Source organism: Paraburkholderia sp. BL17N1 (assembly GCF_003634175.1).
Taxonomy (GTDB): Bacteria; Pseudomonadota; Gammaproteobacteria; order Burkholderiales; family Burkholderiaceae; genus Paraburkholderia.
In genome coordinates this window covers 2,240,918-2,253,538 of sequence record NZ_RBIW01000002.1, presented here as the reverse complement: position 1 = coordinate 2,253,538, position 12,621 = coordinate 2,240,918, and the positions used below count along the sequence as shown (strand labels likewise).

The window sequence follows — 12,621 nt, the reverse complement described above, 5'->3', positions numbered from 1 at the left end:
CGCGCTACCGCTTCTCCAGTTTCACCACCGTCAGCACTCCGGCCACCTCGTCGGCGATGAAGTCGATCGTGTCGCCCGGCTTGACCTGCGCGAGGATTGCCGGGTCCTTGACCTTGAATACCATCGTCATGGCATCCATGCCGAGGTTTTCCAGCGGCCCATGCTTGATGGTCAGCTTGCCGGCCGCCGCGTCCACTTTCCTGACTTCGCCATGCGACATCGCCGTTTGCGCATCGGCGCTCGCACTCATTTGCGACTCACTCGCCTCGCCCGCCGCGTACGCCGACGCGGAAATCATCACCATGCAACCCATCGCCATTGAAGCCAACCGATTCTTCATCTCACACGCTCCCACGTTAAATACGATCCACACGGCCAGCTCGCGACCGTCGACGTCAACCATCCGGCAACTCGCCGGTATATTCATAAGCCACCGTTCCCTTCGGATGCCTGAACCAGCCCGGGTCGCGGTAGTCGTTGCGACCCAACCCTTCGCGCACTTTCACTACCGCAAACATGCCGCCCATTTCGAGCGCGCCGAATGGGCCCGTGCCGGTCATCATCGGCAGTGTGTTGTCGGGTAGCGGCATCTCCATCGCGCCCATCGAGCCCCCCGTGCTGCCCATCGCCATGTAGTCGGGCACCAGCCGGTTAATGCGTTTGGCAAGGTCTTGCTGCGGCACACCTATCATGTTCGGAACCTTATGCCCCATCGCGTTCATCGTGTGATGAGACTTGTGGCAATGAAATGCCCAGTCGCCGGGACGATTCGCGGTGAACTCGATAGCGCGCATCTGCCCGACCGCGACATCGGCGGTCACTTCGGGCCAGCGCGCGGACGGCGGAATCCAGCCGCCGTCCGTGCCCACCACTTCGAAGTGGTAGCCGTGCAGATGAATCGGGTGATTGGTCATGGTCAGATTGCCGACGCGGATCCGCACGCGATCGCCCATGCGCACCGGCAATGAGTCGATGCCAGGAAACACGCGCGCATTCCATGTCCACATGTTGAAGTCGGTCATCTCGTTGACACGCGGCGTGAAGCTGCCCGGGTCGATGTCGTAGGCAGACATGATGAACACGAAGTCGCGGTCGACCTGCATCACGCCCGGATCTTTCGGATGGACGACAAACGCGCCCATCATGCCCATCGCCATCTGCACCATCTCGTCGGCGTGCGGGTGATACATGAAGGTGCCGTGCCTCTCAAGCTGGAATTCATAGACGAAGGTCTTGCCCGGCGGAATGTGCGGCTGCGTGAGTCCGCCCACGCCGTCCATGCCGCAGGGCAGCGACATGCCGTGCCAGTGGACCGTGGTGTGCTCCGGCAAGCGGTTGGTCACGAAGATGCGCACCTTGTCGCCTTCCACCGCCTCAATGGTCGGCCCCGGCGCCTGACCGTTGTAGCCCCAGAGGTGCGCGCTCATGCCCGGCGCCAACTCGCGCACCACCGGTTCGGCAATCAGATGAAACTCCTTCCAGCCGTTCTTCATGCGCCATGGCAGCGACCATCCGTTGAGTGTGGCAACCGGCGCGTACGGCCGGCCGTTCGACGGCGCGCGCGGCGGCTGCATGGAGGACGTGGCCATCGACGGTGCTTCGGGGAGCGACGCGGCGCCGGCCTTGCTCACCAGTGCGGCTCCCAGCAAAGCGGCGCCCGAGCTGCTCATAAAATGTCGACGAGACACCATGTCATTGACCTTTGGATTCTTCGGATTGGGTGGACGACGCCGCGAGCGCGGTCATCGGCAAACGGCCGCCGACCGCCTGTTGCAAATCGGTCTGCGCTAGCCAGTAGTCCTTCAGTGCGTCGATAGCGCTATTCACCGCGCCGACCTGGTCGCGCGAATCGGCGAGCAGTTCGAACACGCTCGCGAGCATGCCGTTATAGCGGAGCAGCAGTTCGTCGGAGATGGTTTTGCGGATCGGCACGACTTCGTCGCGATAGTGCTTCGCGAGGGCGTAGCCGGACACGTAGGTTGAATACGCTTCGCGCACTTCGGAACGCGCGTTGATGGCGGTCCCGGCGAGGCGATTCGCCGACTGCATATAGATCGCTTCAGCGCGCGCCACTTTGGCGCTGCCCCAGTCGAATAGCGGAATCTCCACACTGATTTCATAGCCCTGCTCGCGTCCGTCGGAAGTCGTGAAATTGTTTTGATAGCCGACATCCAGCACGTTGATGAAACGCGTCGCCTTGCTCAATCCCAATGAACTCGCGACGCTTTCCGTTTGCAGTTTCGCGGCCTGAATATCGAGCCTGTTTTGCATCGCAAAGGTTTCCAGATCGTGCAACTCGGGGCGTGTGGCAGGCAGATCCGGCAGACGCTCGGGCAATGCGTATTGCGCTCGCGAACCCCACAGGCCCATCACGCGAGTGAGCTTTTCTCGCGCAGACGCCGACTGCTGCCGCGCTCGTGCCACTTGCGCCATTGCATCGGCGTAGAAGGCCTGCTCGCGCGCGTAATCGAGTCGGCTGAAGTTGCCGGCATGCTGCATGCGCCATGCGAGTTCGGTGCTGGCCTCGGCCGAGTCCTTCACCTGCTCCGCGTAGGCGGCCGACTGCTTCGCAGCGACCGCCCGGATGTAGGCGCGCCGTGCATCGGCGGCGACTTCGAGCATGGCGTTGGCGGCTTGCAAGCGGGCCTGTTCGAAGCGACGGCTTTCGATGCGCGTCGTCAACGGCATCGTCAACACGCGCAACATGCCGAGCGTGAACGTGCGGCTGATACTGAGGTCGTCGCTACCGCGCGTGCGGCTAAACGAGAAGCCGGGATTCGGCAAGCGTCCCGCCTGAACGAGGTCCGCCTCGGCGATACCCAGTTCGCCGTACGAAGCCTGCAAACCGCGGTTGTTCAGAAGCGCGATCTGGACAACCTCGTCCATGCCGAGCGGCGCGGACAGCAGTTCCTGTGTGCGTTGGGCGACGGCATTCCGGTCGTCCTCGGTCTTGATCAGGACGGCGTCTTTACCGAGTCGCTCGGATGCAACGCTCGCCACGGTGCTGAAACCGCCGTCCTTCGAAAACGTCGTGCAGCCCGCGAGTAACGTCACCGCGATGGACATGGCCACTGTGCGGGTGGCAGGAAACAGGCACGGCCTCATTTCGCCGCCCCTTCACGATGAGAACTGTGAGCGTCTTCTTCGGCCTCAGCGATGCCCGAATGGAGCGAGCCATGGCTCGCTCCAGAGCGGCCCGCTGGCTGCGTCACCGCCCGGTTGAGCGCTGGCCAGCTCGCCACCTGCTGCTCACGGTACGGCCGATAGTCGGCCAGGACCGACGGCGTATCGAGCGCCGGCACGGATGCAGCCGCATCGGCCGGGTCAGGGAGTAGGGATATAGCGTGCGCAAGCGCCGGCAGACATGCCGCCGCGCCGAGCGCCACAACGAACGTTCGCATGAATCGTCTCGTCAAGTACGGCCACGACGCACGGCACACGGCCGTCCATCGGGTCGGAATGAAACAACGGGAACAACGCAGCGTGAGGCTGCGAAAGAACTAGACGAGAGAGATGCGAGGAGGCCGTTCGACGCCGCCGGTCAGAAACGACGCGACGCGCACAGCGGGAGGCAGGGGAACAGCGAAATAAGCCGCGTTGGCGGACAAGGACGCAAGCGGCGTAACGGGCAGCGCGCCGCCGAAACAGCAGGACGCGCAAGTGGAGCATGCGTGCGCATGATGCTCGCCGCCCACGGGACTGTGATGCTGAAGATGAGCCCCGGCGTTATTGTCGGCGTGGTCGGCTTGTTCGGCCAGCATCGCGGCATGGTCGTGATGATGGGTCATTGCACCGGTTGCCGCCTGGCGCGCCGGTGCCGCATCGCCCACGGAATGCGAGGACCCGCATTTCATGGAGACGGCCGCGAACGACTGAACCGGTAGGCTCAGCACGAGCAGCACGACGATGAAGAGTTTGCGCCAGTAAGACATGGGTACGGAGTCTAGCATGCAGATTTGCAAAATCGTAAGGCTGAAACGATGCCGCGCATGATGGCTTTGCGTGCGCCAATACGATTTCAACCAGCGACGAAAACCTGCTTGACCTTACCGCCGTGGGAAGGTCCACGCTGGAGTCATGACTTCTCATTGGAGGTAGGAAATGGAATTCGACGTCCCGGATATGTCCTGCGGCGGGTGCGCCAACGCCATCAAGCATGCAGTCACGAGTCTCGACCCCGCGGCGAGGCTCGAAGTCGATGTCCCCGTTAAAATCGTCAAGGTTACGTCGACGCTGGCGGCCGGACAACTCATCGAGGCCATCGAGGCGGCGGGTTTTCATCCGTCGCCGCGAGCCTGACGGACACCCTTTCCCAACGGACATTCACAATGAAAAAACTTCACGCCATTCGTGCCCTTTGCCTGTTCAGCGGCTTTGCATTTGCTGTCGCGACCGCGTCCGTCCACGCCCAGCAACCGGCTGCCATGCCTGGCATGGACATGTCGAAGTCGGCGGATGCTGGCACCGGCGACGCGACGCAAGCCTTCAAGGCCGCCGACGACAAAATGATGCGCGACATGAGCGCCGACTATACGGGCAACGCCGACAAGGACTTCGTCGCGCACATGATTCCGCATCATCAAGGGGCGATCGAAATGGCGCAGGTCGAGTTGAAGTACGGCAAGGACCCAGAGTTGAAGCGGCTGGCCAGAAACATCATCAAGGCGCAGCATGATGAAATCGCGTTCATGAAGAACTGGCAGGCGAAGCATGGGGTGAAGTGAGGACAGCGCACTCGCTCGCGCGGCTGGCGCTCTAGGCGCCTCGATCGTCGAACGATCCGTCCATGGCGGCGGCCGCCGCGCCGGCAGAGCCCGCGGAAGTCGCCGCCGTCTCGCCCCGGCTCCTCCGCCACCCGGCCGGCGGCATTCCGAACTCGCGCTTGAAAGCCCGATTGAACGCCGCCTCCGACTCATATCCCACCTGATCCGCCACCGCCGCCAGCGACTTCGTCCCAACACGCAACTCCTGCGCGGCAATCTGCAAACGCCAATGCGCGAGATACTGCATAGGTGGCTGACCGAGCAACTGCGTGAATCGCTGCGCCAGCGCGGAGCGGGACAAGCCCGCTTTGCGCGCGAGTTCATCGACCGTCCAGCCGTGTGCCGGCTGCGCATGCATCAACGCAAGCGCACGACCGACGAACCGGTCTCCCACGCCGGCGAGCCAGCCCTTCCGATCGGACGGCAGCGCGTCGATGCAGCGTCGCACTGCCTCCACGAAGAGCAGCTCCGATAGCCGCGCAAGAACAATCGCACTGCCCACTCGCCATTCCGCTGCCTCAGCCGCCGCGAACCGTAACGACGATTCGAGCCACGCGGACTGTGGGTCATTGCGCATGTCGACCTTGAAGATGCGAGGCAGTGCGGACAGCACCGGATTGCTCAACGTGTCGTCGCACGCGAGAAAGCCGCACACCAGACGCGTGCGGTCTCCACCCCCGCCGTAGCGAAGCGCCATTAACTGTCCCGGAGCATTGCGCAACTGATTCTCGAGCAGTTCGCCAGTGGGTCCGGGCGTGATGTCGAGCGAACTGCCGAGCAGATGCGCTTCGCCTTGCGGCACGACAAGCAGTTCGCCGGCAGCCACGTAAATAGCGGAGTCAGGCTCGTCAGGCAGAGAAGCCCAGCAGCCTCCCTCGGTGATCAGATGGTAGGAAACGATACGTTCGGCCGGAGGAAGGAAGCTGCCGCACAACGCCGCGTCAGCCTGGCCGTACAAACACCAGGGTGCGGTGAAGTCGCCATTTAAATACACGGCGCCACCAAGGCGAACCAGGCGGAGCACGTCAGAAAGAGCGTCCATCGTTGTCCACGAACTTCGGCGTCCTGCGCAAAAGATCTGGACGCCCGGTCATTCACCGATTTAACAGTCGCACCGATACTAGCATCCATGCGAATCCCTTACAACAATGCTAAGGAATCTTGAATGAATAGAACACTTAACCAAAATTAAGGAGGCACCACATGAATTTAAAAACCTTGGCGCAATAACACTAGCGTGCATCGCACAACTTTTTCTCTGGAGCATCTCATGTCTGAAGTCCAATCTTCTTCATCACAAACTTCCGAATTCGCTGACGCCAAAGCGCGCCAGCACGCCGCGTGGGAAACGGGCAATTACGCCGTGGTCGGCACAACGCTACAGATCGTCGGAGAAAACCTATGCGAAGCACTCGACTTGCGCGCCGGCAGCCGCGTGCTCGATGTCGCGGCGGGAAACGGCAACGGCACGCTCGCCGCCGCGCGCCGCTGGTGCGACGTCACCTCGACCGACTATGTGGCCTCGCTGCTCGACGCGGGAAAAGCTCGCGCGCAAGCGGAAGGTCTGACAGCGGTGCAGTTCCGCGAAGCCGACGCCGAAGCGCTGCCCTACGCGGACGCCTCGTTCGATGCCGTCATGTCGACCTTCGGCGTCATGTTCACGCCCAATCAGGAAAAAGCGGCCGGCGAGCTGGCGCGCGTATGCAAACCCGGCGGCAAGATCGGCCTCGCGAACTGGACGCCGGATAGCTTCGTCGGCCAGGTGTTCAAGACGATCGGCAAATATCTGCCTCCGCCGCCTGGTCTCAAGTCGCCGGCGCTGTGGGGCACCCGGGCGCGGCTCGACGAGCTCTTTCATGGCAGTGTGCGCAGTGTCGCCGTGACGAGCCGCGAATTCATGTTCCGATACCACTCGCCAGCGCATTGGCTCGAGGTCTTTCGGACCTACTACGGCCCGATGAACAAGGCATTCGCCGCAATGGACGGCGAACGGCAAACGGCCTTCCAGCTCGATCTGATGACGCTGATGGAAAGCCGCAACCAGTCCGGCGACGGGACGCTCGTACTGCCCAGCGAGTATCTCGAGATCGTGATGGTGCGGCAATGAACGGGGTCGGCCGCGTACTGGCCGGCGCGGCTGTCTACTTTTTCGATCGATGGCCACAGGCCAGCGCCGTCGGCTTGCGGTGTATGTCGCTAGCTCTCGGCCTGCCGCTGTTTTCGTCAGTTTGTTTCTTCGGCCTTCGGTTCGTTCTCGCCAGCTTCGGGCTGATGTCTTAGGCTTTGCCGTTGCATCAAAACCCGTTTTTTCCCGGCTTCGTCCGTTGCGGACGAAGCCGGACGTTCGCTCAGCGCTCCTGCGGCACCCGCACCCAGCCTTCCATCAGCACCCGCGCGCTGCGGCTCATGATGGCCTTGGTGACGGCCCACTCGCCGCCGCGCTCGCTCGCCTCGGCGCCGACCCGCAACGTGCCCGATGGATGACCGAAGCGCACCGATTCTCTGGCGCCGCCGCCCGCCGCGAGATTCACCAGCGTGCCGGAAATCGCCGCCGCCGTGCCGATCGCTACGGCTGCGGTGCCCATCATGGCGTGATGCAGCTTGCCCATGGACATCGCCCGCACCAGCAGATCGACATCGCCCGCGTCAATCTGCTTGCCGCTCGACGCCACATACGCAGCCGGTTTCGCGACGAACGCGACCTTCGGAGTATGCTGGCGCGTGGCGATCTCGTCGAGGTTCTTGATGAGCCCCATGCGCAACGCCCCATGCGCGCGGATCGTCTCGAACATCGCGAGTGCCTTGGCGTCGCTGTTGATCGCGTCCTGCAACTCCGTGCCCTTGTAGCCGATCGATTCCGCATCGACGAAGATGGTCGGAATGCCCGCGTTGATCATGGTCGCCTTCAGCGTGCCCACGCCTGGCACTTCCAGATCGTCCACCAGGTTGCCGGTGGGGAACATCGAGCCGCCCGCGCCCTCTTCTTCCGCAGCCGGATCCATGAATTCGAGCTGCACTTCCGCGGCCGGAAAGGTCACGCCGTCGAGTTCGAAAGCGCCGGTTTCCTGCACGGCGCCATCGGTCATCGGCACGTGTCCGATGATCGTCTTGCCGATATTCGCCTGCCAGATGCGCACGACAGCCATGCCGTCGCGCGGAATGCGGCTCGGGTCGACGAGACCCGCGCTGATCGCGAACGGCCCGACCGCGGCGGAGAGATTGCCGCAATTGCCGGTCCAGTCGATGAACGCCTTATCGATCGACACCTGCCCGAACAGGTAATCCACGTCGTGATCGGGCCGGCTGCTTTTGGCAATGATCACCGTCTTGCTGGTGCTCGATGTCGCGCCGCCCATGCCGTCGATCTGCTTGCCATACGGATCGGGGCTGCCGATCACACGCATCAGCAGCGCGTCACGCGCGGCGCCGGGCACCTGGGCCGCTTCGGGCAAATCTTGCAGGCGGAAAAACACACCCTTGCTGGTGCCGCCGCGCATGTAGGTGGCTGGAATCTTGATCTGGGGTTGGTAGGCCATGAAAATCGTGTCCTGATGTGGGCGGGTGACATGGCATAGCGTGCCGTGTCACCCTGTCCCGCGTTGTAGCGTCCGCCGCTTCAGGCGAAGCGATCCGAAAAACCAGCCATCTCAAGCCGCCTTCTTCGACGACTCGAGAAAGTCCTGCGCAAAGCGTTGCAGCACACCGCCGGCTTCGTAAATGGAAACCTCTTCGGCAGTGTCGAGCCGGCACGTCACCGGCACCTCGACCTGCTCGCCGTTCCTGCGATGAATCACCAGCGTGAGGTCCGCGCCCGGCTTGCGCTCGCCGACCACATCGAACGTCTCCGTGCCGTCGATTGCCAGCGTAAGCCGGTTCACACCGGGCTTGAACTCCAGCGGCAGCACACCCATGCCCACCAGATTCGTGCGGTGAATGCGCTCGAACCCTTCGGCGACGATTGCTTCCGCGCCGGCCAGACGCACGCCCTTCGCCGCCCAGTCACGCGACGAACCCTGGCCATAATCGGCACCGGCAATCACGATCAGCGGCTGCTTGCGTTCCATGTAGGTTTCGATTGCTTCCCACATGCGCGTGACCTTGCCCTCGGGTTCGATGCGCGCGAGCGATCCGGCTTTCACCTTGCCGTCTTCAAGCACCATCTCGTTCTTCAGCGTCGGGTTCGCGAAGGTGGCGCGCTGCGCCGTCAGGTGATCGCCACGGTGCGTCGCGTAGGAATTGAAGTCCTCTTCCGGCAAGCCCATCTTCGCCAGATATTCGCCCGAGGCGCTATCCGCCAGAATCGCGTTGGACGGCGACAGGTGATCGGTCGTGATGTTGTCGCCGAGCACGGCGAGCGGACGCATGCCTTTCAAGGTGCGCTCACCGGCAAGCGCGCCTTCCCAATACGGCGGACGGCGAATGTAGGTGCTCATCGGGCGCCAGTCGTAGAGCGGATTGGCTTTCTCGCCTGTATCGACGGAAACCGCGAACATCGGTTCATACACCTTGCGGAATTGCTCGGGCTTCACGCTCGACGCGACGATCGCGTCGATCTCCGCGTCCGACGGCCAGATGTCTTTCAGCGTGACGGCGTGGCCGTCGGCGTCGATACCGAGCACGTCTTTCTCGATGTCGAAACGGATCGTGCCCGCAATCGCATACGCCACCACCAGCGGCGGCGAAGCGAGAAACGCCTGCTTCGCGTACGGATGAATACGGCCGTCGAAGTTGCGGTTGCCCGACAACACGGCGGTCGCATACAGGTCGCGCTCGACGATCTCCTTCTGGATCGCCGGATCCAGCGCACCCGACATGCCATTGCACGATGTGCACGCATACGCGACCACGCCGAAGCCCAGTTGCTCCAGTTCCGGCAACAGCCCGGCCTCTTCCAGATACAGCGTGACCGCCTTCGAGCCCGGCGCGAGCGAGGTCTTCGCCCACGGCTTGCGAGTCAGTCCGCGCCGGTTCGCGTTGCGCGCGAGCAAACCCGCGGCGATCATGTTGCGTGGGTTGTTGGTGTTCGTACAGCTCGTGATCGCGGCGATGATCACCGCGCCATCCGGCATCAAACCCGGTTCGTTCTCCACCTTGCCGCTGATGCCGCGCGCCGCCAGTTCCGACACCGGCAAACGGCGATGCGGATTCGACGGACCGGCGAGCGTGCGCACCACGGTCGACAGGTCGAACTTCAGCACGCGTTCGTATTCGGCATTAACGAGGCTGTCTGCCCACAGGCCGGTTTCCTTCGCATAGGTTTCCACCAGCTTCACGAGTTCGTCGTCACGGCCGGTGAGCTTCAGATACTTGATGGTCTGTTCGTCGATCGAGAACATCGCGGCCGTGGCGCCGAATTCGGGCGCCATGTTGGCGATCGTCGCGCGGTCGCCGAGCGTCAGATTGGCCGTGCCCGCGCCGTAGAACTCGAGGTACGCGCCGACCACCTTTTCCTTGCGCAGGAATTCGGTCAACGAGAGCACCACGTCGGTCGCCGTGATGCCTTCGGCCGGCTTGCCCGTCAGTTCCACGCCGACGATATCGGGCAGGCGCAAATACGACGCGCGGCCCAGCATCACGCTTTCCGCTTCGAGCCCGCCCACGCCGATCGCGATCACGCCGAGCGCGTCGACCATCGGCGTATGCGAGTCGGTGCCGACCAGCGTATCCGGAAACGCCACGCCGTCTTTCACCTGCACGACCGGGCTCATGCGCTCCAGGTTGATCTGATGCAGGATGCCGTTGCCCGGCGGAATCACGTCGACATTCCTGAACGCACGCTTGGTCCAGTTGATGAAATCGAAGCGGTCTTCGTTGCGGCGATCTTCGATCGCGCGGTTCTTCGCGAACGCGTCCGGATCGAAACCGCCGCACTCGACGGCCAGCGAATGATCCACCACGAGTTGAGTCGGCACCACCGGATTGACCAGCGCCGGATCGCCGCCTTGCGCGGCAATCGCATCGCGCAGGCCGGCAAGGTCGACGAGCGCCGTCTGGCCGAGAATGTCATGACACACCACGCGCGCCGGGAACCACGGAAAATCCAGCTCGCGCTTGCGTTCGATGATCTGCTTGAGCGACGCGGTCAACGTGACCGGATCGCAACGGCGCACGAGGTTTTCGGCCAGCACGCGCGACGTGTACGGCAGCTTGTCATAAGCGCCGGGCTGGATCGCGTCGACCGCGGCGCGCGTGTCGAAGAAATCGAGCTGGGTGCCGGGAAGGCGTTTGCGGTTTGCAGTATTCATGGCGTAGGGGACAAGACAGTAATGATCCGGGGACGATGGCGGCGGCCGATCACGATCGGCGGCCCCTTTTTTATGGCGTTTCCCTGGCGTGCCCGTCAGGCAGTATGTGCAGTTTAGCGCGCGGCAACATGCCGATCGGGTTTGCAGGCGGCCGCGCAAACGCGCCGCAAAAAACGGCCTTGGCTCGGGGTTTCAGAAAGCCAAGGCCCAACTTCATTGCGCCGCGCTCTTTAGACGCAATGGAGGAGAAACGCTTACTAGCGTGCGGTTATGCGCTCACGCGATCGACCGCGATGAAGACGCCAATAAGGCGGCTTCAAAGCGACCTCAAACACGCTTGGCGAGCGGCACGAACGGCAGGTCGTCGGGTCCGGTGTAATTCGCGCTCGGACGGATGATCTTGTTGTCGACACGCTGCTCGATGATGTGCGCGCTCCAGCCGGCCGTGCGCGCGATCACGAAGAGCGGCGTGAACATGGCCGTGGGCACGCCCATCATGTGATACGAGACCGCGCTGAACCAGTCCAGATTCGGGAACATCTTCTTCGCCTCCCACATCACCGACTCCAGCCGCTCGGCGATATTGAACAGCTTGCTGTTGCCGGCTTCCTTCGAGAGCTTTTTGGCGATTTCCTTGATGACCTTGTTGCGCGGATCGGAGATCGTGTACACCGGGTGGCCGAAACCGATCACCACTTCCTTGTTCTCGACGCGCTTTCTGATGTCGGCTTCGGCTTCGTCCGGCGTCTGGTAGCGCGACTGGATTTCGAACGCGACTTCATTGGCGCCACCGTGCTTCGGTCCGCGCAGCGCACCGATTGCGCCGGTGATAGCCGAATAGATATCCGAGCCCGTGCCCGCGATCACGCGGCCTGTGAACGTCGACGCATTGAATTCGTGTTCGGCGTACAGGTTGAGCGACACATGCATCGCGTCGACCCAAGCCTTTGACGGCTCCACGCCGTGCAGCAGATGCAGGAAGTGGCCGCCGATCGAATCGTCGTCGGTTTCCACTTCAATGCGCTTGCCGTTGTGCGAGTAGTGATACCAGTAGAGCAGCATCGAACCGAGCGAGGCCATCAGCTTGTCGGCGATGTCGCGCGCGCCCGGCAGGTTGTGATCGTCTTTCTCCGGCAGCACGGTGCCGAGCACCGACACGCCGGTGCGCATCACGTCCATCGGATGCGCGGCGGCCGGGATCCATTCGAGCGCGGCCTTGACGTTGGCGGGCAGCCCGCGCAGCGCCTTCAGTTTCGTTTTGTACGCGGTCAGTTCGGCCTGGGTCGGCAGCTTGTCGTGCACCAGCAGGTAGGCGATTTCTTCGAATTCGCAGGCGCTCGCGATATCGAGAATGTCGTAGCCGCGGTAATGCAGGTCGTTGCCGGTCTTGCCGACCGTGCAGAGGGCAGTGTTGCCCGCTGTCACGCCGGATAGGGCGACGGATTTCTTCGGCTTGAATGCGCCCGCGTTGGGCGTGCTGTTGTCTGCTTCGCTCATGAGTTCGTCTCCTGATGCATGGGGGATGCTGTTGAACGCAGCCTGAAAGGCAAAGAACGGGCCAGCCGCATCGACGCGGGCTAAGTGCCTGATTTCATAAGAGACACGCGATCGCC

Annotated in this window: 12 protein-coding genes; 3 read left to right on the top strand and 9 right to left on the bottom strand. The window is 62.8% G+C overall.

What is annotated here, in order from left to right; genetic code table 11:
- Positions 1–4: 4 nt before the first annotated feature.
- The 5 genes from B0G82_RS30000 to B0G82_RS29980 all read right to left on the bottom strand — a co-directional run bounded on the left by B0G82_RS30000 (position 5) and on the right by B0G82_RS29980 (position 3,950).
- Entirely contained in the window at positions 5–340 is a 336-nt protein-coding gene (locus tag B0G82_RS30000; protein WP_116149158.1) for a copper-binding protein, read from the bottom strand.
- A gap of 55 nt (positions 341–395) precedes the next feature.
- Complete coding sequence (locus tag B0G82_RS29995; protein ID WP_121309983.1) at positions 396–1,691, bottom strand: copper oxidase; 1,296 nt, start codon at positions 1,689–1,691, stop codon at positions 396–398.
- Between the two features lies 1 nt (position 1,692).
- A complete protein-coding gene (locus B0G82_RS29990) occupies positions 1,693–3,105 on the bottom strand; it encodes a TolC family protein (RefSeq protein ID WP_121309982.1) in 1,413 nt (470 codons plus the stop codon).
- On the bottom strand, positions 3,102–3,401 hold the full coding sequence (locus B0G82_RS29985; RefSeq protein ID WP_121309981.1) for a hypothetical protein: 300 nt from the start codon (positions 3,399–3,401) through the stop codon (positions 3,102–3,104). The genes B0G82_RS29990 and B0G82_RS29985 overlap by 4 nt, the downstream gene beginning before the upstream one ends.
- A gap of 99 nt (positions 3,402–3,500) precedes the next feature.
- Complete coding sequence (locus B0G82_RS29980) at positions 3,501–3,950, bottom strand: hypothetical protein (protein ID WP_121309980.1); 450 nt, start codon at positions 3,948–3,950, stop codon at positions 3,501–3,503.
- A gap of 151 nt (positions 3,951–4,101) precedes the next feature.
- Here B0G82_RS29980 and B0G82_RS29975 point away from each other — a divergent pair, with 151 nt between their 5' ends.
- A complete protein-coding gene (locus B0G82_RS29975) occupies positions 4,102–4,299 on the top strand; it encodes a heavy-metal-associated domain-containing protein (RefSeq protein ID WP_121309979.1) in 198 nt (65 codons plus the stop codon).
- 29 nt (positions 4,300–4,328) lie between these two features.
- Positions 4,329–4,724 (top strand): DUF305 domain-containing protein, encoded by a 396-nt coding sequence (locus B0G82_RS29970; protein WP_121309978.1) that lies wholly within the window; start codon positions 4,329–4,331, stop codon positions 4,722–4,724.
- A 31-nt stretch (positions 4,725–4,755) separates the two neighbouring features.
- Here B0G82_RS29970 and B0G82_RS29965 read toward each other — a convergent pair whose 3' ends face one another.
- On the bottom strand, positions 4,756–5,805 hold the full coding sequence (locus tag B0G82_RS29965) for an AraC family transcriptional regulator (RefSeq protein WP_121309977.1): 1,050 nt from the start codon (positions 5,803–5,805) through the stop codon (positions 4,756–4,758).
- 228 nt (positions 5,806–6,033) lie between these two features.
- Here B0G82_RS29965 and B0G82_RS29960 point away from each other — a divergent pair, with 228 nt between their 5' ends.
- Positions 6,034–6,870 (top strand): methyltransferase domain-containing protein, encoded by an 837-nt coding sequence (locus B0G82_RS29960; RefSeq protein WP_121309976.1) that lies wholly within the window; start codon positions 6,034–6,036, stop codon positions 6,868–6,870.
- A gap of 241 nt (positions 6,871–7,111) precedes the next feature.
- Here the strand turns inward: B0G82_RS29960 and prpF are convergent, their stop codons facing one another.
- The 3 genes from prpF to prpC form a co-directional block, all read right to left on the bottom strand.
- Positions 7,112–8,299 carry a 2-methylaconitate cis-trans isomerase PrpF gene (prpF, locus tag B0G82_RS29955; RefSeq protein ID WP_121309975.1) on the bottom strand — a complete coding sequence of 396 codons (1,188 nt, stop codon included), beginning with the start codon at positions 8,297–8,299 and terminating at the stop codon, positions 7,112–7,114.
- 111 nt (positions 8,300–8,410) lie between these two features.
- Positions 8,411–11,008 carry a Fe/S-dependent 2-methylisocitrate dehydratase AcnD gene (gene acnD, locus B0G82_RS29950; protein WP_121309974.1) on the bottom strand — a complete coding sequence of 866 codons (2,598 nt, stop codon included), beginning with the start codon at positions 11,006–11,008 and terminating at the stop codon, positions 8,411–8,413.
- A gap of 327 nt (positions 11,009–11,335) precedes the next feature.
- Positions 11,336–12,505 (bottom strand): 2-methylcitrate synthase, encoded by a 1,170-nt coding sequence (prpC, locus tag B0G82_RS29945; protein WP_121309973.1) that lies wholly within the window; start codon positions 12,503–12,505, stop codon positions 11,336–11,338.
- Positions 12,506–12,621 lie beyond the last annotated feature (116 nt).

Bases quoted from the DNA above. Each gene is read 5' to 3' on its own strand.
- B0G82_RS30000 (WP_116149158.1), bottom strand. From the start codon at position 340: ATGAAGAATCGGTTGGCTTCAATGGCGATGGGTTGCATGGTGATGATT.
- B0G82_RS29995 (WP_121309983.1), bottom strand. From the start codon at position 1,691: ATGGTGTCTCGTCGACATTTTATGAGCAGCTCGGGCGCCGCTTTGCTG.
- B0G82_RS29990 (WP_121309982.1), bottom strand. From the start codon at position 3,105: ATGAGGCCGTGCCTGTTTCCTGCCACCCGCACAGTGGCCATGTCCATC.
- B0G82_RS29985 (WP_121309981.1), bottom strand. From the start codon at position 3,401: ATGCGAACGTTCGTTGTGGCGCTCGGCGCGGCGGCATGTCTGCCGGCG.
- B0G82_RS29980 (WP_121309980.1), bottom strand. From the start codon at position 3,950: ATGCTAGACTCCGTACCCATGTCTTACTGGCGCAAACTCTTCATCGTC.
- B0G82_RS29975 (WP_121309979.1), top strand. From the start codon at position 4,102: ATGGAATTCGACGTCCCGGATATGTCCTGCGGCGGGTGCGCCAACGCC.
- B0G82_RS29970 (WP_121309978.1), top strand. From the start codon at position 4,329: ATGAAAAAACTTCACGCCATTCGTGCCCTTTGCCTGTTCAGCGGCTTT.
- B0G82_RS29965 (WP_121309977.1), bottom strand. From the start codon at position 5,805: ATGGACGCTCTTTCTGACGTGCTCCGCCTGGTTCGCCTTGGTGGCGCC.
- B0G82_RS29960 (WP_121309976.1), top strand. From the start codon at position 6,034: ATGTCTGAAGTCCAATCTTCTTCATCACAAACTTCCGAATTCGCTGAC.
- prpF (WP_121309975.1), bottom strand. From the start codon at position 8,299: ATGGCCTACCAACCCCAGATCAAGATTCCAGCCACCTACATGCGCGGC.
- acnD (WP_121309974.1), bottom strand. From the start codon at position 11,008: ATGAATACTGCAAACCGCAAACGCCTTCCCGGCACCCAGCTCGATTTC.
- prpC (WP_121309973.1), bottom strand. From the start codon at position 12,505: ATGAGCGAAGCAGACAACAGCACGCCCAACGCGGGCGCATTCAAGCCG.